The sequence below is a fragment of the Roseateles sp. GW821-FHT09B06 genome (genome assembly GCF_059418245.1).
In genome coordinates, this window is record NZ_JBWKPM010000012.1 from 37773 (window position 1) to 64433 (window position 26661).

The following is a 26661-nucleotide window of genomic DNA, read 5'->3' on the forward strand; positions in this document are numbered from 1 at the left end:
TCTTCAGACCTGTTCGATGCTGCGGCCGGTAAGGGCCTGCTGGATGCCGCGGTTCATGCGCTCGGCGGCAAAGGCCTCGGTGCCCTTGGCCAGCGCCTCGACGGCGGCGTCGATGGCATGCGCATCCTCGCCCTCGGCCGCCACGGCCAGGGCCTTGAGCAGCACATCGATCGCGGCCCGTTCGCCGGCGTTCAGCAGGTCGCCGTCGGCGGCCAGCGCGGAATGGGTGGCCAGGGTCATGCGCTCGGCCTCGACCTGGGCCTCGCGCAGCTTGCGGGCCCCCATGTCCGCCTCGGCGCTGGCAAAGCCATCCCGCAGCATGCCGGCGATCTGCTCGTCGCTGAGGCCGTAGCTGGGCTTGACCTGCACCGCCGCCTCGACGCCCGAGGTCAACTCCCTGGCCGAGACGCTCAGCAGGCCGTCGGCGTCGACCTGGAAGGTGACGCGGATGCGGGCGGCGCCGGCCACCATCGGCGGAATGCCGCGCAGCTCGAAGCGCGCCAGCGAGCGGCACTCGCCGACCAGCTCGCGCTCGCCCTGCAGCACATGGATGGCCATCGCGGTCTGGCCGTCCTTGAAGGTGGTGAAGTCCTGGGCCTTGGCCACCGGAATCGTTGCATTGCGCTCGATCACGCGCTCGACCAGGCCGCCCATGGTCTCGAGTCCCAGGGACAGCGGGATCACGTCCAGCAGCAGGATGTCGCCGTCGGCGCTGTTGCCGGCCAGCTGATTGGCCTGGATGGCGGCCCCCAGGGCCACCACCTCGTCGGGATTCAGATTGGTCAGCACCTCGCGACCGAAGAGCTGGCCGACCGCGGCGCGCACGCAGGGCATGCGGGTGGAGCCCCCCACCATCACCGTGCCCTGCACCTCGTCGGCCTTGAGCTTGGCATCGCGCAGCACCCGGCGCACCGAGGCCAGGGTCTTGTCGACCAGGGGCTTGATCAGTTGTTCGAAGCGCTCGCGCGTCACCTCGGCACGCAGCTCGCCGCCATCCAGCCGGGCGACCAGGGTCGCGCCTTCGGCAGCGGACAGGGCTTCCTTGGCGGCCCGCGCCGCCACCAGCATGGCGCGCTTGTCGTGGGCGCTGACGGCCGTGCGGCCGGCCTCGGCCAAGGCCCAGTCGGCCAGCGCGCGGTCGAAATCGTCGCCGCCCAGGGCCGCATCGCCGCCGGTGGCCACCACCTCGAACACGCCCTTGGCCAGGCGCAGCAGCGAGATGTCGAAGGTGCCGCCGCCCAGGTCGTAGACCGCGTAGAGTCCTTCGCTGGCATTGTCCAGGCCGTAGGCGATGGCCGCGGCCGTCGGCTCGTTGATCAGGCGCAGCACCTTCAGACCGGCCAGCTGGGCGGCGTCCTTGGTGGCCTGGCGCTGGGCATCGTCGAAGTAGGCCGGCACCGTGATCACGGCACCGAAGACGTCGTCGGCAAAGCTGTCCTCGGCACGGAAGCGCAGGGTGGCCAGGATCTCGGCCGAGACCTCCACCGGGGATTTCAGGCCCTCGCGCGTGGCGATCGACAGCATGCCGGGCGTGTCCTCGAAGCGGTAGGGCAGCTTGTCGCGGCCCTCGACATCGGCCAGCGCACGGCCCATGAAACGCTTGACCGACACCACGGTGTTCTCGGAATCGTCGGCCTGCGCGGCCAGCGCCTCGGCGCCGATCTGGCGCCGGCCCTCCGGCAGATAGCGCACGGCGGAGGGCAGGATCACGCGACCCTGCTCGTCGGCCAAGCATTCGGCCACGCCGTGGCGCACCGCGGCCACCAGCGAATGCGTGGTGCCGAGGTCGATGCCCACCGCGATGCGGCGCTCGTGCGGGTTGGGCGATTGCCCGGGTTCGGAAATCTGTAGCAGGGCCATGTCGTTATTGTCCTAGCGCTTCCAGGCGCCGGTCGATGTCGGCGCGAAAGCGCGCAATGAACATCAGGGCTCTCACTTGCTCGGCGGCGGCGGACGCGTCATCGGCCTCGTCCAGCAGGCGTGCGGTATCGGCCAGCAAGGCGCGCTCGCGTGCCGCCACCTCCTCGTCCAAGGCCTGCACCGCCGCGACGCCGGCAGCCTCGTCCAGCGCCTCGCGCCAGGCCATCTGCTCCATCAGGAAACTGGCCGGCATGCGGGTGTTGCTCTCCATCCGCAAGGCCGCACCGCGCAGCTCGCACAGGTAGGCGGCGCGCCTGAGCGGGTCGCGCAGGCGCTGGTGCGCTTCGTTGACGCGCAGCGCCCATTGCATCGCCAGGCGCTGGGCCGAGGCTCCCTGGGCGGCGAACTTGTCCGGATGCACCTGCGCCTGCAGGGCCTTCCAGCGCGCGTCGATCTCGGCACGCTCCTGGGCCTGGCGCGGCGGCAGTCCGAACAGGCTGAAATCGTCGTCGTCGAGTTTCATCGGAGGGAAACCATCATGAAAAAAGCGCGGCCCAAGCCGCGCCCATGCGAAAAAGCGGGACGCTAGACGCGGAAGGACTCGCCGCAGCCGCAGCGATCCTTCTCGCGCGGGTTGCGGAACTTGAAGCCCTCGTTGAGCCCTTCGCGCACGAAGTCCAGCTCGGTGCCGTCCAGATAGGGCAGGCTCTTGGGATCGATGAGGATCTTGATGCCATGGCCCTCGAACACCACGTCCTCGGGCGCCACCTCGTCGGCATACTCCAGCTTGTAGGCCAGGCCCGAGCAGCCGGTGGTCTTGACCCCCAGGCGCACGCCGACGCCACGGCCGCGCTTGCTGATGTAGCGCGTCACGTGGCGTGCTGCGGCTTCGGTCACGGTCACGGACATACCAGATACCTCACTGAGCGTGCTTGGTGCGGTAATCGTCCACCGCGGCCTTGATCGCATCCTCGGCCAGGATCGAGCAGTGGATCTTCACCGGCGGCAGCGCCAGTTCCTCGGCGATCTGGGTGTTCTTGATCTCCAGCGCCTGATCCAGGCTCTTGCCCTTGACCCATTCAGTCACCAGCGAGCTGGAGGCGATGGCCGAGCCGCAGCCATAGGTCTTGAACTTGGCGTCCTCGATCAGGCCGGTGGCCGGATTGACCTTGATCTGCAGCTTCATCACATCGCCGCAGGCCGGCGCGCCCACCATGCCGGTGCCCACCGACTCGTCACCCTTTTCGAAGGCGCCGACGTTGCGGGGGTTCTCGTAGTGATCAACGACTTTTTCGCTGTATGCCATGATGTTTCTCCAACGATGTTCGGTTCAGTGGGCGGTCCACTGGATGGTGCTGATGTCGATGCCGTCCTTGTACATGTCCCACAGCGGCGAGAGTTCGCGCAGCTTGGCTACACGGTCCTTCAGCACCGTCACCGCGTAATCGATTTCCTCGACGGTCGTGAAGCGGCCGATCGTCATGCGCAGCGAGGAATGCGCCAGTTCGTCGCTGCGGCCCAGCGCGCGCAGCACATAGCTGGGCTCCAGGCTGGCCGAGGTGCAGGCCGAACCGGACGAGACTGCCAGACCCTTGACGCCCATGATCAGGGACTCGCCCTCGACATAGTTGAACGAGATATTCAGGTTGTGCGGCACGCGCTGCTGCAGGTCGCCGTTGACGAACACCTGCTCGATGCCGGTCAGCCCGTCCAGCAGGCGTTGGTGCAGCATGCGGATGCGCTCGCCCTCGATGGCCATCTCGTCCTTGGCGATGCGGTAGGCCTCGCCCATGCCGACGATCTGGTGCGTGGCCAGCGTGCCCGAGCGCATGCCCCGCTCATGGCCGCCGCCGTGCATCTGGGCCTCCAGGCGCACGCGCGGCTTGCGGCGCACGAACAGCGCGCCGATGCCCTTGGGGCCATAGGTCTTGTGCGAGGCCAGGCTCATCAGATCGATCGGCAGCTGGGTCATGTCGATCGCGATCTTGCCGGTGGCCTGGGCCGCATCGACATGGAAGATGATGCCCTTCTCGCGGCAGATGTTGCCGACCGCGGTCACGTCCTGGATCACGCCGATTTCGTTGTTGACGAACAGCACCGAGACCAGGATGGTGTCCTCGCGCAGCGCGGCCTTGAAGGCCTCCAGGTCCAGCAGGCCGTTGTCCTGCACGTCGAGGTAGGTGAGCTCGAAGCCCTGGCGCTCCAGCTCGCGGCAGGTGTCCAGCGTGGCCTTGTGCTCGGTCTTCAGCGTGATGATGTGCTTGCCACGGGTCTTGTAGAACTGCGCCGCGCCCTTGATGGCCAGATTGATCGACTCGGTGGCGCCGGAGGTCCAGACGATTTCGCGCGGATCGGCATTGATCAGTTCCGCCACCTGCTCGCGCGCCTTTTCCACCGCGGCTTCCGCTTCCCAGCCCCAGGCATGACTGCGCGATGCCGGGTTGCCGAAATGCTCGCGCAACCAGGGCACCATCGCATCGACCACGCGCGGATCGACCGGCGTCGTCGCGCCATAGTCCAGATAGATGGGAAAGTGAGGCGTCATATCCATTGTGTTCTTGACTTCGTCTTATTTGGTGAAAGCGTTGCCGAGGGCGAAGACCGAGTTGGGCGCGGTGATGCGGATCGGCTTGACCACCGGCGTGGAGGAGATTGCTCGCTTGATCGGCGCTTCCTCGATGGTCACGCCCTTGGCGAGCTGGTCTTCCACCAGCTTGCGCAGCGAGACGGAATCCAGGTACTCGATCATCTTGGCGTTCAGGCTGGTCCAGAGCTCGTGCGTGATGCAGCGGCCGGTGTCCTCGCCCATGCAGTTTTCCTTGCCGCCGCAGCCGGTGGCATCGATCGGCTCATCCACGGCGACGATGATGTCGGCGACGGTGATCTCCTCCGACTTGCGCCCCAGCGAATAGCCGCCGCCCGGGCCGCGCGTGCTCTCGACCAACTCGTGGCGGCGCAGCTTGCCGAACAGCTGCTCCAGATAGGACAGCGAAATCTGCTGGCGCTGGCTGATGGCCGCCAGCGCCACCGGGCCACTGTTCTCGCGCAGGGCCAAGTCGATCATCGCGGTGACGGCAAAACGACCTTTGGTGGTGAGACGCATGAAACAACTCCTTCGGTCCAATCGGACCAACGGCCTCGGCAACAGCAAAATGGGCCAGCGAACTGGACAGACCGGGGCGCGCCGAGCGAGGCTCACGGGTTAACCCTTGGGTATGCCCGACCATTTTACTCAATTATCGGAAAGCTTGCCGGCGCGCCCTCCCGGAGCGCCGACGCGAGGGGCGGAAACCCTTGCGGGTTTCCCCTGCATCGCCGAGGCGAGAGCGGCGCCCGGCCCTCAGGCGCGCTTGGCTGGCCGCAGCTCCGGCTGGATCGGCACGATATTGTCGTGCACCGCCGCACCGAAGGCCTGCTCGCGCAGTTGCGCCAGCTGGTCGCGCACCCGGGCCGCCTTCTCGAACTCCAGATTGCGGGCATGCTCCAGCATCTGCTTCTCCAGCTGGGCGATGCGCTTGCCCAGATCCTTCTCGGACAGTTCCTCCACCTGGGCGGCCCGCAGCAGCTTCTGATCGTCGCGCCCCGGCTTGTCGGAATAGACTCCCTCGATCAGCTCCTTGATGCGCTTGTTCAGGCCGCGCGGCGTGATGCCATGCTCGGTATTGAAGGCGATCTGCTTGGCGCGGCGGCGCTCGGTTTCGTCGATGGCCCGGCGCATCGAGTCGGTGATGCGGTCGCCGTAGAGGATGGCCTTGCCGTTCAGGTTGCGCGCCGCGCGGCCGATGGTCTGGATCAGGCTGCGCTCGGCGCGCAGGAAGCCCTCCTTGTCGGCATCCAGGATCGCCACCAGGGACACCTCGGGGATGTCCAGGCCTTCGCGCAGCAGGTTGATGCCCACCAGCACGTCGAAGGTGCCGAGGCGCAGATCGCGCAGGATCTCGACCCGCTCCACCGTGTCCACGTCCGAGTGCAGATAGCGCACCTTGACGCCGTTGTCCGACAGATAGTCGGTCAGCTGCTCGGCCATGCGCTTGGTCAGCGTGGTGATCAGCACCCGCTCCTTGGCCTCGACCCGCAGCCGGATCTCCTGCAGCACATCGTCCACCTGCTGCGTGGCCGGCCGCACCTCGACCGATGGATCCACCAGGCCGGTGGGGCGCACCACCTGCTCGACCACCTGGCCGGCGTTGTCCTTCTCGTACTGGGCCGGCGTGGCCGAGACAAACACGGCCTGGCGCATCTTGCGCTCGAACTCGGCGAACTTCAGCGGCCGGTTGTCCAGCGCCGAGGGCAGGCGAAAGCCATACTCAACCAGGGTGGTCTTGCGCGCCCGGTCGCCGTTGTACATGCCGCCGAACTGGCCGATCAGCACATGGCTCTCGTCCAGGAACATCAGCGCGTCGCTCGGCAGGTAGTCCACCAGGGTCGGCGGCGGCTCGCCGGGCGCGGCCCCCGAGAGATGGCGGGTGTAGTTCTCGATGCCCTTGCAATGGCCCACCTCCTGCAGCATCTCCAGGTCGAAGCGGGTGCGCTGCTCCAGGCGCTGGGCCTCGACCAGCTTGCCGTCGGCAACGAACTGGCCGACCCGCTCGCGCAGCTCGGTCTTGATGCCCTCCAGCGCCTCCAGCACCTTCTCACGCGGCGTCACGTAATGGCTGCTCGGGTAGACCGTGAAGCGCGGGATCTTCTGCCGGACCTGCCCGGTCAGCGGGTCGAACAGCTGCAACTGCTCGACCTCGTCATCGAACAGCTCGATGCGCAGGGCCAGCTCGGAATGCTCGGCGGGAAAGACGTCGATGGTGTCGCCGCGCACCCGGAACGCCCCGCGGCTGAATTCCATCTCGTTGCGCGTGTACTGCATGCGTATCAGCTGGGCGATCACGTCGCGCTGGCCCATCTTGTCGCCCACCCGGAGGGTCATCACCATCTGGTGGTAGTCGCTGGGGTTGCCGATGCCGTAGATCGCCGACACCGAGGCCACGATCACCACATCGCGCCGCTCCAAGAGGCTCTTGGTGCAGGACAGGCGCAACTGCTCGATCTGTTCATTGATCGCGCTGTCCTTCTCGATGAACAGGTCGCGCTGCGGCACATAGGCCTCGGGCTGGTAGTAGTCGTAGTAGCTGACGAAATACTCGACCGCGTTCTTCGGGAAGAACTCGCGGAACTCGCTGTAGAGCTGGGCCGCCAGGGTCTTGTTGGGCGCGAAGATGATGGCCGGCCGGCCCAGCCGGGCGATCACATTGGCCATCGTGTAGGTCTTGCCCGAGCCGGTGACGCCCAGCAAGGTCTGGAAGCTCAGGCCGTCGTTGATGCCCTCGCAGAGCTGGGCGATCGCGCTCGGCTGGTCGCCGGCCGGCGGGAAGGGCTGGAACAGTTGGAACGGCGAGCCTTCGAAAGACACGAACTCGCCCTTCGGCGCATCGTTGTCTGCCGCGGGGACCGGTGTGACGTTAGAAGCTTCTTGCATGGGGTAATCCCTGGATGATCGCGCCAGCCCGCCTAGAATTCACGGGCCGCGCAATCCGACAGGGTAGCGCAGGCGTCCCGTCCGCGCCGCCCCGGCAGCGCCCGCCCTACCCCGATTTACTGCCACCGTCTTGTCAGGAAAGCCCCCATGAGCTTGTTTGCCGCCGTCGAAATGGCCCCCCGCGACCCCATCCTGGGCCTCAACGAGCAGTTCAACGCCGATACCAACCCCGCCAAGGTGAACCTGGGCGTGGGCGTGTATTACGACGAGAACGGCAAGCTGCCCCTCTTGAAGTGCGTGGCCCAGGCCGAGGCCCAGATGCAGGCCGACCCGAAGGCGCGCGGCTACCTGCCGATCGACGGCATCGCCGCCTACGACAAGGCCGTGCAAGCCCTGGTGTTCGGCGCCGACAGCGCCATCCTGGCCGCCAAGCGCGTTGCCACCGTGCAGGCCCTGGGCGGCACCGGCGGCCTGAAGATCGGCGCCGACTTCCTGAAGCGCCTGAACCCCGGCGCCAAGGTGCTGATCTCCGACCCCAGCTGGGAAAACCACCGCGCCCTGTTCACCAACGCCGGCTTCCCGGTCGAGACCTACCCCTATTACGACGCCGCCAAGCTGGGCATCAACTTCGAGGGCATGCTCGCCGCTCTGAACGGCGCCGCGGCCGGCACCGTGGTCGTGCTGCATGCCTGCTGCCACAACCCGACCGGCTACGACCTGACGCCGGCCCAGTGGGATCGGGTGGTCGCCGCCGTCAAGGCGCGCGATCTGGTCGCCTTCCTGGACATGGCCTACCAGGGCTTCGGCGAAGGCATCGCCGAGGACGGCGCGGTGATCCAGCAGTTCCTGGCGGCCGGCCTGGACTTCTTCGTCTCGACCAGCTTCTCGAAGAGCTTCTCGCTGTATGGCGAGCGCGTCGGCGCGCTGAGCGTGGTCTGCGCCTCGGCCGAGGAGACCGTCAAGGTGCTGAGCCAGCTGAAGATCGTGATCCGCACCAACTACTCCAACCCGCCGACGCATGGCGCCCAGGTGGTGGCCAGCGTGCTGTCGACCCCGGCGCTGCGCGCCATGTGGGAAGAGGAGCTGGCCGGCATGCGCCTGCGCATCCGCGCGATGCGTGAGGCCTTGGTCAAGGCCTTGCAGGCCGCCGGCGTCAGCCAGGATCTGAGCTTCGTGACCCGCCAGAAGGGCATGTTCAGCTATTCGGGCCTGACGGCCGCCCAGATGCAGCGCCTGCGCGCCGAATTCGGCGTCTACGGCGTGGATTCGGGCCGCATCTGTGTCGCCGCGCTCAACGAAAAGAACCTGCCGGCGGTCGCCCAGGCGATGGCGACGGTGCTGAAGGGCTGACAGGCCGACAAGGGCCGACAAGGCCGGCCCGGCCGCGCAATCTTGACGGGTTTGCCGGCCGGCGGCACCCGTCCCTGCTGCGCCGCACAATTTCTGGCAGTATTGTCGCTACTACAAGCCCTAAGCCACCCGAGGTCCGACCATGCTGTATCAGCTTTATGAAACCCAGCGCGCGCTGATGAGTCCGTTCTCGGAATTCGCCAGCGCCTCGGCCAAGCTCTACAGCCATCCGCTGTCGCCGTTCGCACATACCCCGGTGTCGCAGCGCGTCTCGGCCGGTCTGGATCTGATGCACCGTCTGGCCAAGGAGTACGAGAAGCCGGAGTTCGATATCCGCGGCGTCGAGGTCGACGGCGTGGAAGTGGCGGTGCAGGAACTGGTGCCGCTGGAAAAGCCCTTCTGCCGGCTGCTGCGCTTCAAGCGCTACACCGACGATCTGGCCGTGCTGGCCAAGATGAAGGATCAGCCCACCGTGCTGGTGGTGGCACCGCTGTCGGGCCACCACAGCACGCTGCTGCGCGACACCGTGCGCCAGCTGCTGAAGGACCACAAGGTCTACATCACCGACTGGACCGACGCCCGCATGGTGTCGCTGGAGGCCGGCCCCTTCCATCTGGACGACTACATCGCCTATGTGCAGGAATTCATCCGCCATGTCGGCGCCGACGACTGCCACGTGATTTCGGTCTGCCAGCCCACCGTGCCGGTGCTGGCCGCGATCTCGCTAATGGCCTCGAGCGGCGAAACCACGCCGCGCTCGATGACCATGATGGGCGGCCCGATCGACGCTCGCAAGAGCCCCACCGCGGTGAACAACCTGGCGATGAACCGCAGCTTCGGCTGGTTCGAGACCAATGTGATCTATCGCGTGCCCACCAATTACCCGGGCGCCGGTCGCGCGGTCTATCCCGGCTTCCTGCAGCACACGGGCTTCGTGGCGATGAACCCCGACCGCCACCTGAGCTCGCACTACGACTACTTCCTGGACCTGGTGCGCGGCGACGACGACAGCGCCGAGGCCCACCGCACCTTCTACGACGAGTACAACGCCGTGCTGGACATGCCGGCCGAGTATTACCTGGACACGATCAAGACCGTGTTCCAGGACTTCGCGCTGGTCAACGGCACCTGGGAGGTGGACGGCCAGCTGGTGCGCCCGCAGGACATCCAGGGCACGGCCCTCCTGACCGTCGAAGGCGAGCTGGACGACATCTCCGGCGCCGGCCAGACCCGCGCCGCGCACGAGCTTTGCTCGGGCATCCTGCCCGAACACCAGTACCACTACGACGCGATCGGCGCCGGCCATTACGGCATCTTCTCGGGCCGCCGCTGGCGCGAGAAGGTCTATCCGGCCATCCGCGACTTCATCGCCAAGTACGACCATGCGCAGGCCGTGCCGGCGACGCGCAAGTCGCGCAGCAAGAGGAGCGCTTGAGCCCCACCACGACCGAGACAGCCACGGGCCTGGCCGAGCGCCTTGCTCGAGCCCTGCCCCAGACCCAGTGCACCCGCTGCGGCTACCCCGATTGCCAGGCCTATGCCGAGGCGATCGCCGCGGGCAGCGCCGAAATCAATCAATGCCCGCCCGGCGGGGCCGAAGGCGTCGCGCGCCTGGCCGCACTGACCGGCCGCCCCGCCCTGCCGCTGAACCCCGAGTACGGGCCGGAGGCGCCGCGCCAGTTGGCGGTGATCGACGAGGACTGGTGCATCGGCTGCACCTTGTGCATCAAGGCCTGTCCGGCCGACTGCATCGTCGGCGCCCCCAAGGCCATGCACCTGATCGTGGCCAGCCAGTGCACCGGTTGCGAGCTCTGCATTCCCGCCTGCCCGGTGGACTGCATCTCGCTGGTCAATGCCAGCGGCGACGCCTCCGGCTGGCAGGCCTGGAGCCAGCGCCAGGCCGACGAGGCGCGGGATCGCTACCGCTTCCGCCAGCAGCGCCTGCTGCGCGACAAGCGCGAGAACGACGCGCGCCTGCAGACCAAGGCAGAGGCCAAGCTCGCCAACCTGGCCGAAGCCAGCAAGCTGAGCGATCCGGCCGCGCTGGCGGCCAAGCGCGCCGTGATCGAGGCCGCGCTGGCGCGCGCCCGCGCCAAGCGCGGTGACGACCAAGGCAAGACCTGACCCCCGCACCCTGCCCTGGATCAGCGGGCACAATGTCCGCATGAACAAGCAAGACATCGAGGGCTTCTTCGCCACCCTGAAGGCCGCCAATCCCTCGCCGCAGACCGAGCTGGAATACAGCAGCGTGTTCGAGCTGCTGGCCGCCGTGCTGCTGTCGGCCCAGGCCACCGACGTGGGCGTCAACAAGGCCACGCGCAAGCTCTTTCCGGTGGCCAACACGCCGGCCAAGGTTCTGGCGCTGGGCGAGGAGGGCCTGGCCCGGCACATCAAGACCATCGGTCTGTACCGCACCAAGGCGGCCAATCTGATCAAGACCTGCCGCATCCTGCTGGAGCAGCATGGCGGCCAGGTGCCGCGCTCGCGCGAGGCGCTGGAGGCCCTGCCGGGCGTCGGCCGCAAGACCGCCAACGTGGTGCTCAACGTCGCCTTCGGCGAGCCGACGATGGCGGTGGACACGCACATCTTCCGCCTCGGCAACCGCACCGGCCTGGCGCCGGGCAAGACGCCGCTGGCGGTCGAGCAGGCGCTGATGCGGCGCGTGCCGGCCGAGTATCTGGTGGACGCGCATCATTGGCTGATCCTGCACGGCCGCTATATCTGCCAGGCCCGCAAGCCGCTGTGCGAACGCTGCCAGGTGCGGCCGTACTGCGACTACCCGGCCTCTACAATGGGCCGCACTGCGTCTTGACATAGGAAGCCATGCCTAGCATCACCGATCTGCTCGAGCGGGTTGAGCGCCTGCTGCTGCGCCACGATGAACTCAAGCGCACCAATGACCTGCTGCAAGAGCAGTTGCACATCGTGACGCAGGAACGTGACAGCCTGCGCTCGCGCCTGGGCGCGGCACGCCAGCGCATCGATGCGCTGCTGGAGCGGCTGCCGGTCGAAGGCGAACCTGCAAAGAACGAGAAGTCATGAAACAAATGGAAGTCACCATCATGGGTCAGAGCTATCTGCTCGGTTGCCCCGAAGGCGGTGAGGCGACGCTGACGCGCGCCGTGGCCCAGGTGGACCGCGAGATGAGTGCGATCCGCGACGCCGGCAAGGTGAAGGCGCGCGAGCGCATCGCCGTGCTGGCCGCGCTGAACCTGGCCTACCAGCTGGCCGAAGGCCCGAGCGCCGCACCGGCCACGGCCGCGGCTCCGGCGGCCGCCAAGACCGAAGCCTCCACCGAGGCCTCGTCGCCCGAACTGGAAGCCCTGATTCGCCGCCTGGATGAAGCATTGGGACACGACGGCCAACTGCTCTGAGGCTTAGAATGAACGCGTCCATCGCATTCGCGTGAGTTCTATAGTTCCTTGAACCGATGCTCTACGAGCAAGGGCTTGGAAAATACCCGGCGGGCGTGATCGTCTCGCGTCAGATGAACCCGAAGCCCGGTTGACCTCGCCCACCTGAATCCCCTGGGTTCAGGAATGCGGCTCACGGTTTGCGGTGGACACCCTCATAAGAACAACGGGGCGCATGAACTACTGGTTGATGAAGTCCGAGCCCGACGAGGTCTCGATCGACGATCTGGCCCGGCTCGGCAGCGTGCCCTGGACCGGGGTCCGCAACTACCAGGCCCGCAACTTCATGCGCGACGGCATGCGCATCGGCGATGGCGTGCTGTTCTATCACTCCTCCTGCCCCCAGCCCGCTGACATTGGAATAGCCGGCCTGGCCGAGGTCTGCAGCACCGCCTACCCGGACGCCACCCAGTTCGACCCGGCCAGCCCGTATCACGATCCCAAGTCGGATCCCGAGGCGCCGCGCTGGCTGCATGTGGACGTGCGCTTCCTGCGCAAGACCCGGCTGCTGAGCCTCGCAGAGTTGCGCGCCGAACCCGGTCTGGCGCAGATGCGCGTGCTGCGGCCCGGCAACCGGCTGTCGATCACGCCGGTAACGCCGGCCGAATGGGCCCAGATCCTGCAACTGCTAGCCGTCCCTTCCCGATGAATCTCGACCCCTTGTTTCTGGCCGAGCTGCTGGCACTCGGCCTGTGCTCCGGTTTCCTCGCCGGCCTCTTGGGCATCGGCGGCGGCATGCTGATGGTGCCCTTCCTGACCTGGATGCTGTCCACGCAGGGTGTGAGCGCCGACCTTGCGGTCAAGATGGCGATCGCCACCTCGATGGCCACCATCATGTTCACCTCGATCTCCAGCGTGCGCGCCCATCACAAGCGCGGCGCGGTGCGCTGGGACCTGGTGCGCGGCCTGGCGCCGGGCATCCTGATCGGCGGCCTGATCGCCGGCGCCGGCATCTTCGCCCTGCTCAAGGGCGCTTGGCTGGCGCTGATCTTCGCCGGCTTCGTCAGCTTCTCGGCCTTCCAGATGCTGCGGGACAAGAAGCCTGCACCCAGCCGCCAGATGCCGGGCACCGCGGGCCAGATCGGTGCCGGCACCGGCATCGGCCTGCTGTCCGGCCTGGTCGGCGCGGGCGGCGGCTTCGTCTCGGTGCCCTTCATGACCTGGTGCAATGTGGCCATGCATAACGCGGTGGCCACCAGCGCCGCCCTGGGCTTCCCGATCGCGCTGGCCAACACCCTCGGCTATGTGGTCGGGGGCTGGCACCTGCCGCCGGCCCTGCCGGGCGCGCTGGGCTACCTGTTCCTGCCCGCGCTGGTGGTGATTGGCGCGGCCAGCATCACGATGGCGCCGCTGGGTGCGAAGGCGGCCCACGCGATGAACGTGAAGCAGCTCAAGCGCATCTTCGCGCTGCTGCTCTTCGTGCTCGCGGCCTATATGTTCTACAAGGGCCTCGCGGCCTGATCCTTGGCCCTCAGGCCAGATTCCCGAAGGGAATGGGCGCCAGCACCACCTGATTGCCGCCGCGGCGCTGGGCTTCCTGCACCGCCGTCTCGCTGGCACTCAGCAGCTCTTCCTGCTTGGCCGCGGTATGCGGGAAGCTGGCCACGCCCATCGACAGCGACAGGCCCAGGTCCTGGCCGTTGAGCACCACGATCTGCGCGGTGCACTGGCGGCGCAACTGCTCCATGCGCGCATGGGCCGTCGCCAGACCCACGCCCGACAGCAGCACCGCGAAGGTCTGTTCACCGATGCGGCAGGCCGCGTCCATCGCCCGCGTGTTGGCGCGCAGCATGCGACCCAAGCCTTCCAGCATGCGCTGATGCGCCTCGGGCCCCAATTCCTGCACGGCGGCCGGGGCCGGATCCAGCGCAATCAGCACCAGCGCGAACTCCCGATGTTCGCGGGTCGACAGGTCGATCTCGCGCAGCAGCTGGTCGTCGAACTGGGCGCGCAGATACAGGCCCGATACCTCGTCCCGGCCGCTGCCCTGCTGCATCTCGCGACGGGCCTGCTCCAGCGCCTTCTGCTGCTGCTCGATCTGGGTCAGCGCGCGCTGCAGATGCGTCTCGCGGTGGCGTTCCTCGGTGCGCTCCACCCAGAGGGCCATCAGGTGTTCGCCGCCCAGCGGCATGCGCGTGACCGCGAATTCGCGCCGCCGCCCGTCCAGCTCCAGCCGGTGCTCGCTCAGCACCACCGTACGCTGCGCCATCACGGCCTGCTCGGCCCGGCGCATCGCCAGCACCTCGTCGGCACGCATCAGCTCACCGTCGTTGCAGCCGACGATGCCGGCCTCGACGCGCCCGAACAAGGCATTCATCGCCGGACTGGCATGGACATAGCGACCGGTGGCCAGCGACTTGACTGCCGCGAACAGACCCAGGGGCTCGACCAGGCCCGGCAGGCCGCCGGCCAGTTCACCGGGGGTCAGGTTCAATCCTGCCAGCCACCCCTCGGGAGTGCCGGCTTGGGGCGGGGCACCGGGGTGCGTGGCTGCGGGTGTTTGCATGGGGTCCTGGCTGGCGGGCAAGATGCGGAGCCGGTCGCGGCTTGGATTCGGTTGGGTTTCGAGCAATGTAGAGGGCGAGCCCAAACAGCGGCAAGTGCGCGGCACCCCCTGTTCGACAATCCCTCCCTAGCTTGAAGAGTGATGTTAGCGAAGAACCCGGCGCTCTGCGGCCTGGCTCACCCTATCCGTGGGGGCGGCTCTCCCGAATGGTAGGGCACCGGCCACCTCCGTCCAGCAAGGCGACCGGAACGGCGCAAAACTACAATCCGCGCTCGCCCAGCACCGAGGATGAAGGAAAACCATGGCCGATGAGACGATCCATGTGCGCCTGCAGCAGCACCGCGATCACCAGTTCGAAGCCCAGTTCGACGGCAGCGTGCCGCCCCTGCTGTCCGATGAAGCGCCACCGCTGGGTCAGGCCGGCGGCCCGTCGCCGGTGCAGCTGTTGAGCTCGGCCGTCGGCAGCTGCCTGAGCAATTCGTTGCTGTTCGCTCTGCGAAAGTTCAAGCAGGCTCCCGAGCCGGTGGGTTGCGAACTGGAGACAAGCGTCGGCCGCAACGCCGAGGGCCGGGTGCGCGTGCTGGCCATTGTTGCGCGCCTGCGCCTGGGCGTGCCCGCCGCCAGCCTGGCGCACCTGGACCGGGTGCTGGAGCAGTTCGAAAGCTATTGCACGGTGACGCAAAGCGTGCGCACCGCCATTCCCGTCACGGTCAGCGTGTTCGACGCCGACGGCGTGCAGCTGAAGTAGCCCGGCATGCAACGTTTCGATCTGATCGTGGTCGGCGCCGGCGCGGCCGGCCTGCTCTGCGCCGGCATTGCTGGACAACGGGGCCTGCGCGTGCTGCTGCTGGACCACGCGCCGCGCCTGGCCGAGAAGATCCGTATCTCGGGCGGCGGGCGCTGCAACTTCACCAACCGCGAGGCCGGGCCGGCCAATTTCCTGTCGGAGAACCCGAGTTTCTGCCGCTCGGCACTGGCCCGCTATACCGCGCAGGACTTCATCGCGCTGGTGAGGCAGCACGGCATCGCCTTTCACGAGAAGCACAAGGGCCAGCTGTTCTGCGACGACTCCAGCGAGCAGATCATCCAGATGCTGCTGCGCGAATGCGAGGCGGGCGGCGTGCAGCGCTGGCAGCCCTGCAGCGTGGCCGACGTACGCCCGCTGGCAAGTGGCGGTTTCGAGCTGGACAGCAGCGCCGGGCCGTTGCTCACCAGCCGGCTGGTGGTTGCCACCGGCGGCCTGTCGATCCCGAAGATCGGCGCCAGCGACTGGGGCCTGCGCCTGGCCCAGCGCTGGGGCCACCGCATCGTCGAGCCGCGTCCGGCCCTGGTGCCGCTGACCTTCGCACCGGCCGACTGGGCGCCGTTCGCCGAACTGGCCGGTCTGTCGCTACCGGTCGTCGTCAGCACCGGCACCGGCAAGCAGCGCGGCCGCTTCCATGAGGATCTGCTGTTCACCCACCGCGGCCTGAGCGGCCCGGCCATCCTGCAGATCTCCAGCTTCTGGCAGGAAGGCCAGGCCCTGAACCTCGACCTGGCCCCCGAGCAGGCACTGGCCCCGGCCCTGCTGGCGGCCAAGAACGGCTCGAAGCGCCAGCTCGGCAACGAGCTGGCCGAGTTGCTCCCGACCCGCCTGGCCCAGGCCTGGCTGGCCCGGCTGGAGCTGCCCGGCAACCGGCCGATGGCCGAAAGCAAGGACAAGGACCTGCTGCGCCTGGCCGAACAGCTGCAGGCCTGGCAACTGGCGCCCGACGGCAGCGAGGGCTGGCGCAAGGCCGAGGTGATGCGTGGCGGCGTCGACACCCGCGAACTCAGCTCCCAGACCCTGGAAAGCAAAAAGGTGCCAGGCCTGCATTTCATCGGCGAGGTGGTGGACGTGACCGGCTGGCTGGGCGGCTACAACTTCCAATGGGCATGGTCCAGCGCTGCCGCCTGCGCCCGCGCGCTGGCACCCCAGACAGAAACCCTGGCCACGTCCTGAAATTATGGTTATACTCGCCGTCTTTGCTAGCAAACCCTGCGCGTCGATTCGGAAGCAGAATCCGGATACTTCTGCTTAAGGCCTGCTCGAACCGAGTACCAAGGCTTAGCGAACACCGAGCGCTTAATGAAGGAAACTGAGTTTCATGACCACCATTCGCGTCAAAGAGAACGAGCCGTTTGATGTTGCCCTGCGCCGCTTCAAGCGCACCATCGAAAAGCTGGGCCTGCTGACCGATCTGCGCGCCCGCGAGTTCTACGAGAAGCCCACCGCCGAGCGCAAGCGCAAGAAGGCCGCCGCCGTCAAGCGCCACTACAAGCGCGTGCGCAGCATGCAGCTGCCCAAGAAGCTGTACTGATTTCGCGGGCTGCCAGGCAGCCACCGATTACAGCCCGAGAAAGCCCGCGCAGGACGCTGCCGCGGGCTTTTTCCATTTCATCGTCCGTCCCCCAACGAGAACCATGCCATGAGCCTGAAAGACCGCATCACCGAAGACATGAAGAACGCCATGCGTGCCAAGGAGACCGAGCGTCTGGGCACCATCCGCATGCTGCTGGCCGCCGTCAAGCAGAAAGAAGTGGATGAGCGTATCGTGGTGGACGACGTCGCCCTGGTAGCCATCGTCGACAAGCTGATCAAGCAGCGCAAGGATTCGATCAGCCAGTTTGCCGCCGCCGGCCGCCAGGATCTGGCCGACAAGGAAAACGCCGAACTGACGGTGCTGGAGGCCTATCTGCCCGCACGCCTGTCGGCCGATGAGATCCAGGTCGCGGTGAACGCCATCGTCGCTGAACTTGGCGCCAAGGGTCCGGGCGACATGGGCAAGGTAATGGGCGCGGTCAAGGCGCAACTGGCCGGCAAGGCCGATATGGGCCTGGTCTCGGCCGCGGTTAAGAAGGCCCTCAACCCCTGAACGCAAGCGCGAGGTCTGCCATGAGCCTGCCCCTGCAAACCCTGAATCCCGAGTTCTGCGTCGCGCCGCAGCTGGATCCCAGCGCGATGACCGAAGCCGCAGCCGCCGGTTTCCGCAGCGTGATCAACAACCGCCCCGACTACGAGGGCGGCCCCGATCAACCCACCAGTGCCCAGATCGAGGCCGCGGCGCGCGCCGCCGGTCTGGAATACCGGTACCTGCCGGTCAACGGTGCCTATCAGTCGCCCGCAGAGATCGCCGCATTCCGCGAGCTGATCGACAGCCTGCCACGCCCCATCCTGGCCTTCTGCCGCTCCGGCGCACGCTCGACCAAGCTGTTCACGGCCGCCAGCCAGCTCTAACAGCACCAGCGCGGTGCGGCCTTTTCCTAGGGCATGCCCTAGGATGGGCCTTTGTTCGGTCCGAATTCAGCCTGAAGTCAGCACAAGTCTCTTACATTCCACGCTGCCGGTTTTGCGCCTTCGAAAAAGGAGCGCAAACCGATTTGCAGATATGAATCCAGGAGTACTTGTGTCACCCCTTCTCCCGCTATCCCGACTGATCGACGGTTTGAACCGCTGGATCGGCCAATGGGTCATCTGGCTCGTCCTGGCATCGACATTGATCAGTGCCGTCAACGCCGTCATCCGCAAGGTCTTCAACTACAGCTCCAACGCCTTTCTCGAGGTGCAGTGGTATCTGTTCGCTGGCTCCTTCCTGCTGGCGGCCGGCTACACGCTGCTGAATAACGAGCATGTGCGCATCGACGTGGTGGTGAGCCACTTTTCCAAGCGGGTGCAAACCTGGATCGATGTGTTCGGCTTTGCGGTCTTCCTGCTGCCGCTGTGCAGCGTGGTGCTGTACTACAGCGTGCCCTTCTTCCTGCAGGGCTGGCGCTCCAACGAGATGTCGTCGAATGCCGGCGGCCTGATCCTGTGGCCCGTCTACATGCTGATGCCCCTGGGCTTCGCGCTGCTGCTGCTGCAGGGCATCAGCGAACTGATCAAGCGCCTGGCCTTTCTGCAGGGGCTGATCGACGACCCGACCAAGAAGACCGAAAGCAAGAGCGCCGAGGAGGAGCTGGCCGAAGCCATCCGCCTGCTGGCCGAAAAAGAGAACAAGAAGGCCTGAGGTACAACGCATGGAATTTCTAGCGACCAATCTGGCCCCGATCATGTTCGCGGGCCTGGTGATCTTTCTGCTGGTAGGCTTCCCGGTGGCGTTCAGCCTCGGCGCCTGCGGCCTGTTCTTCGGCTTCATCGGCATCGAGCTGGGCGTGCTGCCAGCCTCGCTGATGCAGGCCCTGCCGCTGCGCATCTTCGGGATCATGCGCAACGACACCCTGCTGGCCATCCCCTTCTTCACCCTGATGGGCCTGATCCTCGAACGCTCGGGCATGGCCGAGGATTTGCTCGACACCATCGGCCAGCTGTTCGGCCCGATCCGCGGCGGCCTGGCCTTCGCGGTGATCTTCGTCGGCGCATTGCTGGCGGCCACCACCGGCGTCGTGGCGGCGTCGGTGATCTCGATGGGCCTGATCTCGCTGCCCATCATGCTGCGCTATGGCTATGACCGGCGCGTCGCCTCGGGCGTGATCGCGGCCTCGGGCACCTTGGCACAGATCATCCCGCCGTCCCTGGTGCTGATCATCCTGGCCGACCAACTGGGCCGCAGCGTCGGCGACATGTACAAGGGCGCCTTCATCCCCGGCTTCGTGCTGACCGGCTTCTACTGCCTGTACATCGTGGCGATCGCCGTGTTCCGCCCCAAATGGGTGCCGGCCCTGCCGATGGAGGCGCGCACCATCCGCGAGGACAACGGCAAGAGCGGCCTCGTCTCGCTGCTGCTGCTGACCATCGCCTCGACCGCCATCGCGGTGTATTTCGGCGAGCACTATGCCGACGTGCAGAGCTGGTGGAAGGGCGAGACCATCACTCAGGTGGCGACGGACGAGACCATCGTCGTCTCGCTGTGCGCCGGCGTGATGCTGGCCTTCGTGATCGCGGTGATCAACAAGATCACGCGCCTCAACCTGCTGTCCAAGATGGCCGAGCGCGTCACCTTCGTGCTGATCCCGCCACTGCTGCTGATCTTCCTGGTGCTGGGCACGATCTTCCTGGGCATCGCCACCCCCACCGAGGGCGGCGCGATGGGCGCGATGGGGGCTTTCGCGATGGCCATGGCACGCGGCCGCCTGAGCTTCGGCCTGCTGAAGCAGGCGCTGCACCAGACCACCAAGCTGTCATGCTTCGTGGTGTTCATCCTGGTCGGCTCCACCGTGTTCAGCCTGGTGTTCCAGGGCGTGGACGGCCCGCGCTGGGTCGAGCACCTGCTGGGCAGCTTGCCGGGCGGCCAGTTGGGCTTCCTGATCGCGGTGAACATCCTGATCTTCGTGCTGGCCTTCTTCCTGGACTTCTTCGAGCTGTCCTTCATCGTCGTGCCCCTGCTGGCACCGGTGGCCGAGAAGCTGGGCATCGACCTGATCTGGTTCGGCGTGCTGCTGGGCGTGAACATGCAGACCTCCTTCATGCACCCGCCCTTCGGTTTCGCGCTGTTCTATCTGCGCAGCGTCGCGCCGGACAAGGCCTACACCGACAAGATCACCAAGAAGCCGATCGAACCGGTCAAGACCACCCAGATTTACTGGGGCGCCGTGCCCTTCGTGCTGATCCAGATCGCGATGGTGGGCCTGATCATCGCTTTCCCGGGCATCGTCTCCAGCGGCCTCGACAAGAAGGAGGTCTATGACCTGGAGAAGGTCCAGCGGGAAATGGAGGCCAGCATGCCTGCGGCGGACACCGGCGCGCCGCCGCTGCCCGACGCCTCGGCCCCCGACGCGGAAGACGCCGCCTCCCAGCCGGCCGAGGACGACCCGCTGAAGGCTCTGCAGGACTCGATGTCCGGCGAGAAGAAGTAGCGAGCGGCCCTTCCGCGAAAGCTGCAAAAGCCGCGCGGCCCGTCAGGCGCCTCGCGGCAAACAGCGAGGAACGTTCGCAAAAAAAGAGCGCCCCGCGGGGCGCCCTTTGTCATGGCAGGAGAGAAGCGCCGATTACAGCTTCTGCGCGGCCATGAAGGAGTCGAAGCGGCCTTCGGCAAAGCGGAACCACAGCACCTGATCGCGCTGGAAGGCGCGCAGGTCGGCGTAGATCTTCTTCCATTCCGGGCTCTTGGCGCCGTTGGCTTCGAAGGTCTCCATCGAGGCCTTGAACGAAGCGTCCAGCACGGCCTGCGAGAAGGGCAGCACCTTGGTCTTGGCGGCCACCAGCTGCTTCAGCGCGGTGGGGTTGAGCGCGTCGTACTTGGCCAGCATGTCCGTGTGAGCATGGGCCGCCGCGGCCTCGATGATGGCCTTGTACTCGGCGGACAGGCCGTCGAAGGCCTTCTGGTTGATGTAGAAATCCACCTCGGGACCGCCTTCCCACCAGCCAGGGTAGTAATAGAACGGCGCCACCTTGTTGAAGCCCAGCTTCTGGTCGTCATAGGGGCCGACCCATTCGGCCGCATCGATCGTGCCTTTCTCCAGCGCCTGGTAGATCTCGCCGCCGGGAATGCTCTGCGGCACCGCGCCCAGACGCTGCATCACCTCGCCGATCAGACCGCCACCCAGGCGCATCTTCAGGCCCTTGAAGTCGGCCGGCGACTTGATCTCCTTGCGGAACCAGCCGCCCATCTGGCAGCCCGTGTTGCCGCCGGCGAAGCTCAGCATGCCGTAGCCGGCATAGAACTCGTTCATCAGCTTGCGGCCGTTGCCGTGCATCATCCACGCCGTCATCTGGCGCGAGTTCAGGCCGAAGGGGATGGCCGAGCCCAGCGCGAAGGCCGGGTTCTTGCCGTAGAAGTAGTAAGGCACGGTGTGGGCCATCTCGACGGTGGCGTTCTGCACGCCGTCCACCACGCCGAAGGGCGGCACCAGTTCGCCGCCGGCATGCACCGAGATCTCGAACTTGCCGCCCGACATGGCCTTGACGGCCTTGGCGAACACCTCGGCACCGCCGTAGATGGTGTCCAGCGACTTCGGGAAGCTGGAAGCCAAGCGCCAGCGGACATTCGCCTGGGCCTGCACAAAGGCCGGGGCAGCACCTGCCGCCAGCACGCCGGCCAGACCGGCCTGCTTGACAAAGGAACGACGCTCCATCAGTTGATCTCCTCGTATTGATGAATGCTTGAGAGCGCACCGATTCTAGGAGTCGACTTAGAGAGGCTGACCGGGAGAAACCCGTGAAAACCAGAGTGACAAACGGCCATCTTCAGGGTAGCAAAAATACGACCCTACCTTGGCTTTCAGCAGGCTGACGCCGACACCCGAAATGGAGCATCACGGCAACGACGTTCGCACAATGAAGGCACGACGGCCTCTCAGCTGCCCGCCAGCTTCATGCGCGCCACCAGCACCGAGCCGATGGTCTTGCTGCCCAGGGTATAGGTGTCGGTGCCGATGCCGACGATGTCCTGGAACATCTGGCGCAGATTGCCGGCGATCGTCACCTCGTGCACCGGGTAGGCGATCTCGCCGTTCTCGACCCAGTAGCCGCTGGCGCCGCGCGAGTAGTCGCCGGTCACGTAGTTGACGCCCTGCCCCATCAGCTCGGTGACGAAGAGGCCGCGACCCAGGCGGCGCAGCAGGGTCCGCAGATCGTCGCCGGGCGCGCTGACGCGGCTCGTCATGCGCAGATTGTGCGAACCGCCGGCATGGCCGGTGGTGCGCAGACCCAGCTTGCGCGCCGAGTAGGTGGAAAGGAAATAGCCCTGCAGCACGCCGGCCTCGACCACGCTGCGCGCGCGCGTGAGCACCCCCTCGTCGTCGAAGGGGGCGCTGCCCTTGCCCTTGCGCTCATGCGGATCCTCGTGGATGTCGATATGCGGTGCCAGCACCGGCTGGCCCAGGCTGTCCAGCAGGAAGCTGGCCTTGCGGTACAGCGCCCCGCCGCTGGTGGCCTGCACCAGCGCGCCCAGCAGGCCGGCCGCCACCGTACTCTCGAACAGCACCGGTACCTCGGCCGTCTTCACCTTGCGCGCCTTCAGGCGCGACAGCGCACGCTCGGCGGCATAGCGGCCCACGGCCTCGGGCGCGGACAGATCGTGTGCGTCGCGCATCGAGCTGTACCAGGCATCGCGCTGCATGCCGGCGCCGCGTCCGGCGATCGGCGCCACCGAGACCGAATGGCGCGAGCTGGCATAACCGCCGCCGAAGCCACGCGTGTTGGCCGCATAGAAATGCGATTGCTGGGCCGACACCGCCGCGCCTTCCGAGTTCGTGATGCGCTTGTCGGTGGCGAAGGCCGCGTCCTCGCAGCGCAGCGCCAGCGCCGCCGCCGCCTCGGCATCGACGGCCCAGGGATGGAACAGGTCCAGCGCCGGTCGCGCCGCCGGGTCCAGCGACAGATCCTGAGCGTCCGGCAGGCCCGCCACCGGATCCTCGGCGGTGAAGCGCGCGATGTCGTAGGCCGCGCGCACCGTGTCCTTCAGCGCCTGCGGCGAGAAGTCCGAGGTGCTGGCATTGCCGCGGCGCTGTCCGAGATAAACCGAGATGCCCAGCGACTTGTCGCGGTTGCGCTCGACATTCTCGACCGCACCGCGGCGCACCGAGACCGACAGCCCGCAGCCCTCCGACACCTCGGCGCCGGCGTCGCTGGCGCCGAGGGCCCCGGCCTCGGCCAGCACCGTCTCCACCAGCTCGCGAAAACGCTCCTGGCTGTAGGCAAAACCGCTGGCGGTCTCGACCGGGCCGGCGTCGGATGTGGCAGCGGGGGCGGAACGAATAGGCATGAGGCGAGGCTCTGGAGTCGGAGTGGGCGACAATCATACTTATGAGCGATTTTCCCGACGATTTCGACGCCGACTTCGATGAGCGTCCCAGCAAGAGCCAGAAGAAACGCGATATGCACGAGCTGCAGGCCCTGGGCGAGGACCTGCTGGCCCTGCCGGCCAGCCGCGTCGAGCCGCTGGACCTGCCCGAGATCCTGCTGGACGCGCTGCAGGCGGCCAAGAAGATCACCAACTTCGAAGGCAAGCGCCGCCAGATGCAGTACATCGGCAAGCTGATGCGCAAGGTCGATCCCGAGCCCATCCGCGAGGCCGTGGCCGCCTTCAAGCTGGGCCATGCCAAGGACAGCCTGGCCCTGCACGAGTCCGAACGCTGGCGCGAACGCCTGCTGGACAACGACGAGGCCTTGCAGGCCTTCATCGCCGAGCATCCGCAGGTCGATGTGCAGCAGCTGCGCAGCCTGGTGCGCGCGGCCCGCAAGGACGCCGCGGCCGCCAAGCCCGAGCAGCAGGATTCACGCCATGGCCGCGCCTTCCGCGAGCTGTTCCAGCTGATCAAGTCCGAGCAGCTGCGCCAGGAGCCGGGCGATGTCGAGTGATTCCGTCCGCATCGGCATCGTCTCGATCAGCGACCGCGCCTCCGGCGGGGTCTACGAGGACAAGGGTCTGCCGGCGCTGCAGGAATGGCTGTCGGGCGCGCTGCTGAACCCGATCAGCTTCGAGCCGCGCCTGATTCCCGACGAACGCGCCCGCATCGCCGCCACCTTGCGCGAGCTGGTGGATGAGGCGCGCTGCGACCTGGTGCTGACCACCGGCGGCACCGGCCCGGCGCCGCGCGACCTCACGCCCGAGGCGACCCTGGACGTGGCCGAGCGCGAGATGCCCGGTTTCGGCGAACAGATGCGCCAGATCTCGCTGCATTTCGTGCCCACCGCCATCCTGTCGCGCCAGGTCGCGGTGATCCGCGGCCGCGCCCTGATCATCAACCTGCCGGGCCAGCCCAAGGCCATCGCCGAGACCCTGGCCGGGCATGAGAAGGCCAGCGGCATCTTCGCCGCCGTCCCCTACTGCCTCGACCTGATCGGCGGCCCCTATCTCGAGACGCGGGACGAGGTCTGCAAGGCTTTCCGTCCCAAGTCCGCCCTCCGTCCCAAGAACTGAGCCCTTCATGAAAATCACGAAAGACACCATCGCCACCCTGAAGCTCAAGGTGGCCGACGCCAGCGGCCGCCTGATCGAGGACGCCAAGGAACCGGCAGCCGTGCTGATCGGCGGCTACGGCAATACCCTGCCCGCCATCGAGACCGCGCTGGAAGGCCAGGAGGCCGGCTTCCAGACCATGCTGACGCTGACGCCCGAGACCGCCTTCGGCCTGCGCGACGACAAGCTGCTGCGCAGCATCGCCAAGAAGGATTTCCCGCCCGGCGTCAAGGTCGGCGGCCAGCTGGAGATCCGCGACAGCGAGAGCGGCCAGTTCCAGCTCTTCAACGTCGTCAAGATCAAGGGCGACCAGGTGCTGCTGGACGGCAACCACCCGCTGGCCGGCCTGGGCCTGACCGTGACGCTCAAGGTCGTCTCGGTGCGCGCCGCATCGGCCGAGGAACTGGCCCATGGTCACGCCCACGGCGACCATGGGCATCATCACTGAGACGGGACCGAGGCCGGTCCCTGCGGACCGGCCGACGCCCGTCGAAGGCCGGGCCATGTCTCGCATGGCCCGGCTGACCTGCCACTACTTCCCGACCAGCTGATTGAACTTCGAGGCTTCGAAGTTCTCCTCGCGGGCCGCATCGGCGGGCAGGCAGTCCTTCTCGGCCGCGGCCTTCCTCGACAGGGTCTCGATCGCGTTCCACAGCAGCGCGATCTGGTGCTCCTGCCCGGCCGCATTGTCGATCAGGCCGCGCAGGGCCTGGGACAGCGGGTCGTCGCTCTGCGTCACGCCATAGGCCGAGAAGCCCATCTTGGCCGCGGCGGCCTCGCGCTCGGCATCCGCCCTGGCCTCGATGATGCGCGCCGGGTTGCCCACCGCGGTGGCCCCCGGCGGCACCGGCTTGGTCACCACCGCCAGCGAGCCGACCCGGGCACCGGCGCCCACCGTGAAGCCGCCCAGCACGCAGGCATTGGCACCGACGATCACGCCGGCCTCCAGCGTGGGATGCCGCTTGGCCCCCTTGACCAGGGAGGTTCCGCCCAGGGTCACGCCCTGGTAGATCGTGCAGCCGTCGCCGATCTCGGCCATTTCGCCGATCACGACGCCCATGCCATGGTCGATGAAGACCTTGCGGCCGATCGTGGCGCCGGGATGGATCTCGATGCCCGTCAGCCAGCGGCCGAGGTGCGAGATGAAGCGTCCCGGCCACCGGAGGCCATGGGTCCAGCACCAATGCGCGCGGCGGTGCAGCACCAGCGCATGCAGCCCCGGATAACAGGTCAGCACCTCCCAAGTCGACCGGGCGGCCGGATCGCGCTCGAGGATGCAGGCGATGTCTTCGCGGAGGCGCTGGAACATGGGGCTGAAGAAACGATAGGGGGCGGCCAGTTTAGCCGCGGGGATCAACCCTCGCCGGCGCGGGCCTTCGCCGTCTTCGCCATGGCGCGGGCGATGCCGCGCAGGATGTGCACCTCCTCGGCCGTCAGCTGCGCGCGGTTGAACAGCTGGTTCAGGCGCGGCATCAGCTTCTTCGGCGCCGCCGGGTCCAGGTAGCCGATCTCGGTCAGGGCCCGCTCCAGGTGCCCCAGCAGCCCCTGCACGGCCAGTCCGTCGGCCAGGTTCGGATCGGCGGTGCGCGGCTGCACCGCGAAACCGCCAAGGGCCTGGCGCAGGTCGTAGGCCAGCAGCTGTACCGCCTGGGCCAGGTTCAGCGAACCGTAGTCCGGATGGGTCGGAATCGACAGCACCGCATGGCAGCGGTAGACGTCCTCGTTGCTCATGCCATAGCGCTCGGAGCCGAATATCAGGCCGATCTTGTGCGCAGACGATGGGGGGGCGGCCGCCAGCTCGGCGAACAGGGCGCGCGGCTCGCGGGTGGGCGGGCCGAAGTCGCGCGGCGTCATCGCCGTCGCGCAGGCAAAGGTGACGCCGTCCAGCGCCTCGGCCAGCGTGTCGACGATGCGGGCACGGGCCAGGATGTCGGCGGCGCCGCTGGCCATCGCGATGGTCTCCTCCTGGGACAGCACATCGGCAAAGCGCGGCCGCACCAGCACCAGTTCGGAGAAGCCCATCACCTTCATCGCACGCGCCGCGGCGCCGACATTGCCGGGGTGGCTGGTCTGGATCAGGATGAAACGTGTGCTGGAATCCACTGAAGGCCTTGGCCGCATCGGCTAAAATGCTGGATTATCCGCGGCCAGACCCCGTTGTCTGGGTACAGCCGCCCGTTCTTTGCCTTCGCCAGTCCACCCTCT

Annotated in this window: 30 protein-coding genes and 1 other RNA gene; 19 read left to right on the forward strand and 12 right to left on the reverse strand. The window is 67.1% G+C overall.

Features of this window, described 5'->3' with window-relative positions:
- Positions 1 to 3: 3 nt before the first annotated feature.
- From hscA to uvrB, 7 genes are all read right to left on the reverse strand, one after another.
- Positions 4 to 1860: a Fe-S protein assembly chaperone HscA gene (gene hscA, locus AC07OQ_RS12525; RefSeq protein WP_495053460.1), complete on the reverse strand. Its 1857-nt coding sequence runs from the start codon at positions 1858 to 1860 to the stop codon at positions 4 to 6.
- A gap of 4 nt (positions 1861 to 1864) precedes the next feature.
- Positions 1865 to 2383: a Fe-S protein assembly co-chaperone HscB gene (hscB, locus tag AC07OQ_RS12530; RefSeq protein WP_495053461.1), complete on the reverse strand. Its 519-nt coding sequence runs from the start codon at positions 2381 to 2383 to the stop codon at positions 1865 to 1867.
- Positions 2384 to 2445: 62 nt separating this feature from the next.
- Positions 2446 to 2769 carry an iron-sulfur cluster assembly protein IscA gene (gene iscA, locus AC07OQ_RS12535; RefSeq protein WP_495053462.1) on the reverse strand — a complete coding sequence of 108 codons (324 nt, stop codon included), beginning with the start codon at positions 2767 to 2769 and terminating at the stop codon, positions 2446 to 2448.
- Between the two features lie 10 nt (positions 2770 to 2779).
- The gene (iscU, locus tag AC07OQ_RS12540) at positions 2780 to 3166 is read right to left on the reverse strand and encodes a Fe-S cluster assembly scaffold IscU (RefSeq protein WP_495053463.1); all 387 of its coding nucleotides are present in this window, start codon (positions 3164 to 3166) and stop codon (positions 2780 to 2782) included.
- A gap of 24 nt (positions 3167 to 3190) precedes the next feature.
- Positions 3191 to 4411, reverse strand: coding sequence for an IscS subfamily cysteine desulfurase (locus AC07OQ_RS12545; protein ID WP_495053464.1), 1221 nt, complete (start codon positions 4409 to 4411; stop codon positions 3191 to 3193).
- A gap of 18 nt (positions 4412 to 4429) precedes the next feature.
- Positions 4430 to 4963 (reverse strand): Fe-S cluster assembly transcriptional regulator IscR, encoded by a 534-nt coding sequence (gene iscR / locus AC07OQ_RS12550; RefSeq protein WP_495053465.1) that lies wholly within the window; start codon positions 4961 to 4963, stop codon positions 4430 to 4432.
- A 237-nt stretch (positions 4964 to 5200) separates the two neighbouring features.
- Entirely contained in the window at positions 5201 to 7330 is a 2130-nt protein-coding gene (uvrB, locus tag AC07OQ_RS12555; protein ID WP_495053466.1) for an excinuclease ABC subunit UvrB, read from the reverse strand.
- Between the two features lie 147 nt (positions 7331 to 7477).
- Between uvrB and AC07OQ_RS12560 the strand changes: the two genes are divergently transcribed.
- The 9 genes from AC07OQ_RS12560 to AC07OQ_RS12600 all read left to right on the forward strand — a co-directional run bounded on the left by AC07OQ_RS12560 (position 7478) and on the right by AC07OQ_RS12600 (position 13554).
- Entirely contained in the window at positions 7478 to 8680 is a 1203-nt protein-coding gene (locus tag AC07OQ_RS12560) for an amino acid aminotransferase (protein ID WP_495053467.1), read from the forward strand.
- Between the two features lie 142 nt (positions 8681 to 8822).
- The gene (locus AC07OQ_RS12565; RefSeq protein ID WP_495053468.1) at positions 8823 to 10115 is read left to right on the forward strand and encodes a polyhydroxyalkanoate depolymerase; all 1293 of its coding nucleotides are present in this window, start codon (positions 8823 to 8825) and stop codon (positions 10113 to 10115) included.
- Positions 10112 to 10804: an electron transport complex subunit RsxB gene (gene rsxB, locus AC07OQ_RS12570; RefSeq protein ID WP_495053469.1), complete on the forward strand. Its 693-nt coding sequence runs from the start codon at positions 10112 to 10114 to the stop codon at positions 10802 to 10804. Before AC07OQ_RS12565 ends, rsxB begins: the two co-directional genes overlap by 4 nt.
- Before the next feature lie 40 nt (positions 10805 to 10844).
- Positions 10845 to 11492: an endonuclease III gene (gene nth, locus AC07OQ_RS12575; protein ID WP_495053470.1), complete on the forward strand. Its 648-nt coding sequence runs from the start codon at positions 10845 to 10847 to the stop codon at positions 11490 to 11492.
- Positions 11493 to 11503: 11 nt separating this feature from the next.
- Positions 11504 to 11722, forward strand: a complete 219-nt coding sequence (locus AC07OQ_RS12580) for a DUF904 domain-containing protein (protein ID WP_495053471.1) — start codon at positions 11504 to 11506, stop codon at positions 11720 to 11722.
- Positions 11719 to 12054 carry a cell division protein ZapA gene (locus tag AC07OQ_RS12585; RefSeq protein WP_495053472.1) on the forward strand — a complete coding sequence of 112 codons (336 nt, stop codon included), beginning with the start codon at positions 11719 to 11721 and terminating at the stop codon, positions 12052 to 12054. The genes AC07OQ_RS12580 and AC07OQ_RS12585 overlap by 4 nt, the downstream gene beginning before the upstream one ends.
- A gap of 14 nt (positions 12055 to 12068) precedes the next feature.
- Positions 12069 to 12247, forward strand: a non-coding RNA gene (gene ssrS, locus AC07OQ_RS12590) — 6S RNA.
- A gap of 21 nt (positions 12248 to 12268) precedes the next feature.
- The gene (locus AC07OQ_RS12595; RefSeq protein ID WP_495053473.1) at positions 12269 to 12742 is read left to right on the forward strand and encodes an EVE domain-containing protein; all 474 of its coding nucleotides are present in this window, start codon (positions 12269 to 12271) and stop codon (positions 12740 to 12742) included.
- Positions 12739 to 13554, forward strand: coding sequence for a sulfite exporter TauE/SafE family protein (locus AC07OQ_RS12600; protein WP_495053474.1), 816 nt, complete (start codon positions 12739 to 12741; stop codon positions 13552 to 13554). The genes AC07OQ_RS12595 and AC07OQ_RS12600 overlap by 4 nt, the downstream gene beginning before the upstream one ends.
- Before the next feature lie 10 nt (positions 13555 to 13564).
- Here AC07OQ_RS12600 and AC07OQ_RS12605 read toward each other — a convergent pair whose 3' ends face one another.
- The gene (locus AC07OQ_RS12605) at positions 13565 to 14599 is read right to left on the reverse strand and encodes a GGDEF domain-containing protein (RefSeq protein WP_495053475.1); all 1035 of its coding nucleotides are present in this window, start codon (positions 14597 to 14599) and stop codon (positions 13565 to 13567) included.
- Between the two features lie 301 nt (positions 14600 to 14900).
- Here AC07OQ_RS12605 and AC07OQ_RS12610 point away from each other — a divergent pair, with 301 nt between their 5' ends.
- The 7 genes from AC07OQ_RS12610 to AC07OQ_RS12640 all read left to right on the forward strand — a co-directional run bounded on the left by AC07OQ_RS12610 (position 14901) and on the right by AC07OQ_RS12640 (position 20410).
- On the forward strand, positions 14901 to 15347 hold the full coding sequence (locus AC07OQ_RS12610; protein WP_495053476.1) for an OsmC family protein: 447 nt from the start codon (positions 14901 to 14903) through the stop codon (positions 15345 to 15347).
- A 6-nt stretch (positions 15348 to 15353) separates the two neighbouring features.
- The gene (locus AC07OQ_RS12615; protein ID WP_495053477.1) at positions 15354 to 16580 is read left to right on the forward strand and encodes a BaiN/RdsA family NAD(P)/FAD-dependent oxidoreductase; all 1227 of its coding nucleotides are present in this window, start codon (positions 15354 to 15356) and stop codon (positions 16578 to 16580) included.
- Positions 16581 to 16725: 145 nt separating this feature from the next.
- Positions 16726 to 16938, forward strand: coding sequence for a 30S ribosomal protein S21 (rpsU, locus tag AC07OQ_RS12620; RefSeq protein ID WP_007833691.1), 213 nt, complete (start codon positions 16726 to 16728; stop codon positions 16936 to 16938).
- A gap of 108 nt (positions 16939 to 17046) precedes the next feature.
- Entirely contained in the window at positions 17047 to 17493 is a 447-nt protein-coding gene (locus tag AC07OQ_RS12625) for a GatB/YqeY domain-containing protein (RefSeq protein ID WP_495053478.1), read from the forward strand.
- 20 nt (positions 17494 to 17513) lie between these two features.
- Positions 17514 to 17855 (forward strand): protein tyrosine phosphatase family protein, encoded by a 342-nt coding sequence (locus tag AC07OQ_RS12630; protein WP_495053479.1) that lies wholly within the window; start codon positions 17514 to 17516, stop codon positions 17853 to 17855.
- Between the two features lie 169 nt (positions 17856 to 18024).
- Positions 18025 to 18624: a TRAP transporter small permease subunit gene (locus AC07OQ_RS12635; RefSeq protein ID WP_495053480.1), complete on the forward strand. Its 600-nt coding sequence runs from the start codon at positions 18025 to 18027 to the stop codon at positions 18622 to 18624.
- A 10-nt stretch (positions 18625 to 18634) separates the two neighbouring features.
- Entirely contained in the window at positions 18635 to 20410 is a 1776-nt protein-coding gene (locus AC07OQ_RS12640; protein ID WP_495053481.1) for a TRAP transporter large permease, read from the forward strand.
- A 132-nt stretch (positions 20411 to 20542) separates the two neighbouring features.
- Here AC07OQ_RS12640 and AC07OQ_RS12645 read toward each other — a convergent pair whose 3' ends face one another.
- On the reverse strand, positions 20543 to 21628 hold the full coding sequence (locus tag AC07OQ_RS12645) for a TRAP transporter substrate-binding protein (protein WP_495053482.1): 1086 nt from the start codon (positions 21626 to 21628) through the stop codon (positions 20543 to 20545).
- Between the two features lie 221 nt (positions 21629 to 21849).
- A complete protein-coding gene (gene pmbA / locus AC07OQ_RS12650; RefSeq protein WP_495053483.1) occupies positions 21850 to 23259 on the reverse strand; it encodes a metalloprotease PmbA in 1410 nt (469 codons plus the stop codon).
- 41 nt (positions 23260 to 23300) lie between these two features.
- On the opposite strand from pmbA, the gene yjgA reads away from it, so the two are divergent.
- The 3 genes from yjgA to AC07OQ_RS12665 are packed head-to-tail and all read left to right on the forward strand — an operon-like array spanning position 23301 to position 24904.
- Positions 23301 to 23855 (forward strand): ribosome biogenesis factor YjgA, encoded by a 555-nt coding sequence (yjgA, locus tag AC07OQ_RS12655; protein WP_495053484.1) that lies wholly within the window; start codon positions 23301 to 23303, stop codon positions 23853 to 23855.
- On the forward strand, positions 23845 to 24417 hold the full coding sequence (gene mog, locus AC07OQ_RS12660; RefSeq protein ID WP_495053485.1) for a molybdopterin adenylyltransferase: 573 nt from the start codon (positions 23845 to 23847) through the stop codon (positions 24415 to 24417). Before yjgA ends, mog begins: the two co-directional genes overlap by 11 nt.
- 7 nt (positions 24418 to 24424) lie before the next feature.
- Positions 24425 to 24904 carry an FKBP-type peptidyl-prolyl cis-trans isomerase gene (locus AC07OQ_RS12665; protein WP_495053486.1) on the forward strand — a complete coding sequence of 160 codons (480 nt, stop codon included), beginning with the start codon at positions 24425 to 24427 and terminating at the stop codon, positions 24902 to 24904.
- Between the two features lie 84 nt (positions 24905 to 24988).
- Here the strand turns inward: AC07OQ_RS12665 and cysE are convergent, their stop codons facing one another.
- Positions 24989 to 25765 (reverse strand): serine O-acetyltransferase, encoded by a 777-nt coding sequence (gene cysE / locus AC07OQ_RS12670; protein WP_495053487.1) that lies wholly within the window; start codon positions 25763 to 25765, stop codon positions 24989 to 24991.
- 44 nt (positions 25766 to 25809) lie between these two features.
- Entirely contained in the window at positions 25810 to 26577 is a 768-nt protein-coding gene (locus AC07OQ_RS12675; RefSeq protein WP_495053488.1) for an RNA methyltransferase, read from the reverse strand.
- Between the last annotated feature and the right edge of the window lie 84 nt (positions 26578 to 26661).

Excerpts from the sequence above, each read along its gene's own strand:
- AC07OQ_RS12645 (WP_495053482.1), bottom strand. The coding sequence starts at position 21,628 with ATGGAGCGTCGTTCCTTTGTCAAGCAGGCCGGTCTGGCCGGCGTGCTG.
- AC07OQ_RS12560 (WP_495053467.1), top strand. The coding sequence starts at position 7,478 with ATGAGCTTGTTTGCCGCCGTCGAAATGGCCCCCCGCGACCCCATCCTG.
- AC07OQ_RS12545 (WP_495053464.1), bottom strand. The coding sequence starts at position 4,411 with ATGGATATGACGCCTCACTTTCCCATCTATCTGGACTATGGCGCGACG.
- AC07OQ_RS12580 (WP_495053471.1), top strand. The coding sequence starts at position 11,504 with ATGCCTAGCATCACCGATCTGCTCGAGCGGGTTGAGCGCCTGCTGCTG.
- yjgA (WP_495053484.1), top strand. The coding sequence starts at position 23,301 with ATGAGCGATTTTCCCGACGATTTCGACGCCGACTTCGATGAGCGTCCC.
- uvrB (WP_495053466.1), bottom strand. The coding sequence starts at position 7,330 with ATGCAAGAAGCTTCTAACGTCACACCGGTCCCCGCGGCAGACAACGAT.
- AC07OQ_RS12585 (WP_495053472.1), top strand. The coding sequence starts at position 11,719 with ATGAAACAAATGGAAGTCACCATCATGGGTCAGAGCTATCTGCTCGGT.
- AC07OQ_RS12600 (WP_495053474.1), top strand. The coding sequence starts at position 12,739 with ATGAATCTCGACCCCTTGTTTCTGGCCGAGCTGCTGGCACTCGGCCTG.
- nth (WP_495053470.1), top strand. The coding sequence starts at position 10,845 with ATGAACAAGCAAGACATCGAGGGCTTCTTCGCCACCCTGAAGGCCGCC.
- hscB (WP_495053461.1), bottom strand. The coding sequence starts at position 2,383 with ATGAAACTCGACGACGACGATTTCAGCCTGTTCGGACTGCCGCCGCGC.
- iscR (WP_495053465.1), bottom strand. The coding sequence starts at position 4,963 with ATGCGTCTCACCACCAAAGGTCGTTTTGCCGTCACCGCGATGATCGAC.
- AC07OQ_RS12640 (WP_495053481.1), top strand. The coding sequence starts at position 18,635 with ATGGAATTTCTAGCGACCAATCTGGCCCCGATCATGTTCGCGGGCCTG.
- AC07OQ_RS12630 (WP_495053479.1), top strand. The coding sequence starts at position 17,514 with ATGAGCCTGCCCCTGCAAACCCTGAATCCCGAGTTCTGCGTCGCGCCG.
- AC07OQ_RS12595 (WP_495053473.1), top strand. The coding sequence starts at position 12,269 with ATGAACTACTGGTTGATGAAGTCCGAGCCCGACGAGGTCTCGATCGAC.
- AC07OQ_RS12665 (WP_495053486.1), top strand. The coding sequence starts at position 24,425 with ATGAAAATCACGAAAGACACCATCGCCACCCTGAAGCTCAAGGTGGCC.
- iscA (WP_495053462.1), bottom strand. The coding sequence starts at position 2,769 with ATGTCCGTGACCGTGACCGAAGCCGCAGCACGCCACGTGACGCGCTAC.
- AC07OQ_RS12605 (WP_495053475.1), bottom strand. The coding sequence starts at position 14,599 with ATGCAAACACCCGCAGCCACGCACCCCGGTGCCCCGCCCCAAGCCGGC.
- pmbA (WP_495053483.1), bottom strand. The coding sequence starts at position 23,259 with ATGCCTATTCGTTCCGCCCCCGCTGCCACATCCGACGCCGGCCCGGTC.
- cysE (WP_495053487.1), bottom strand. The coding sequence starts at position 25,765 with ATGTTCCAGCGCCTCCGCGAAGACATCGCCTGCATCCTCGAGCGCGAT.
- mog (WP_495053485.1), top strand. The coding sequence starts at position 23,845 with ATGTCGAGTGATTCCGTCCGCATCGGCATCGTCTCGATCAGCGACCGC.
- AC07OQ_RS12625 (WP_495053478.1), top strand. The coding sequence starts at position 17,047 with ATGAGCCTGAAAGACCGCATCACCGAAGACATGAAGAACGCCATGCGT.
- hscA (WP_495053460.1), bottom strand. The coding sequence starts at position 1,860 with ATGGCCCTGCTACAGATTTCCGAACCCGGGCAATCGCCCAACCCGCAC.
- AC07OQ_RS12675 (WP_495053488.1), bottom strand. The coding sequence starts at position 26,577 with ATGCGGCCAAGGCCTTCAGTGGATTCCAGCACACGTTTCATCCTGATC.
- AC07OQ_RS12615 (WP_495053477.1), top strand. The coding sequence starts at position 15,354 with ATGCAACGTTTCGATCTGATCGTGGTCGGCGCCGGCGCGGCCGGCCTG.
- AC07OQ_RS12565 (WP_495053468.1), top strand. The coding sequence starts at position 8,823 with ATGCTGTATCAGCTTTATGAAACCCAGCGCGCGCTGATGAGTCCGTTC.
- iscU (WP_495053463.1), bottom strand. The coding sequence starts at position 3,166 with ATGGCATACAGCGAAAAAGTCGTTGATCACTACGAGAACCCCCGCAAC.
- rpsU (WP_007833691.1), top strand. The coding sequence starts at position 16,726 with ATGACCACCATTCGCGTCAAAGAGAACGAGCCGTTTGATGTTGCCCTG.
- AC07OQ_RS12610 (WP_495053476.1), top strand. The coding sequence starts at position 14,901 with ATGGCCGATGAGACGATCCATGTGCGCCTGCAGCAGCACCGCGATCAC.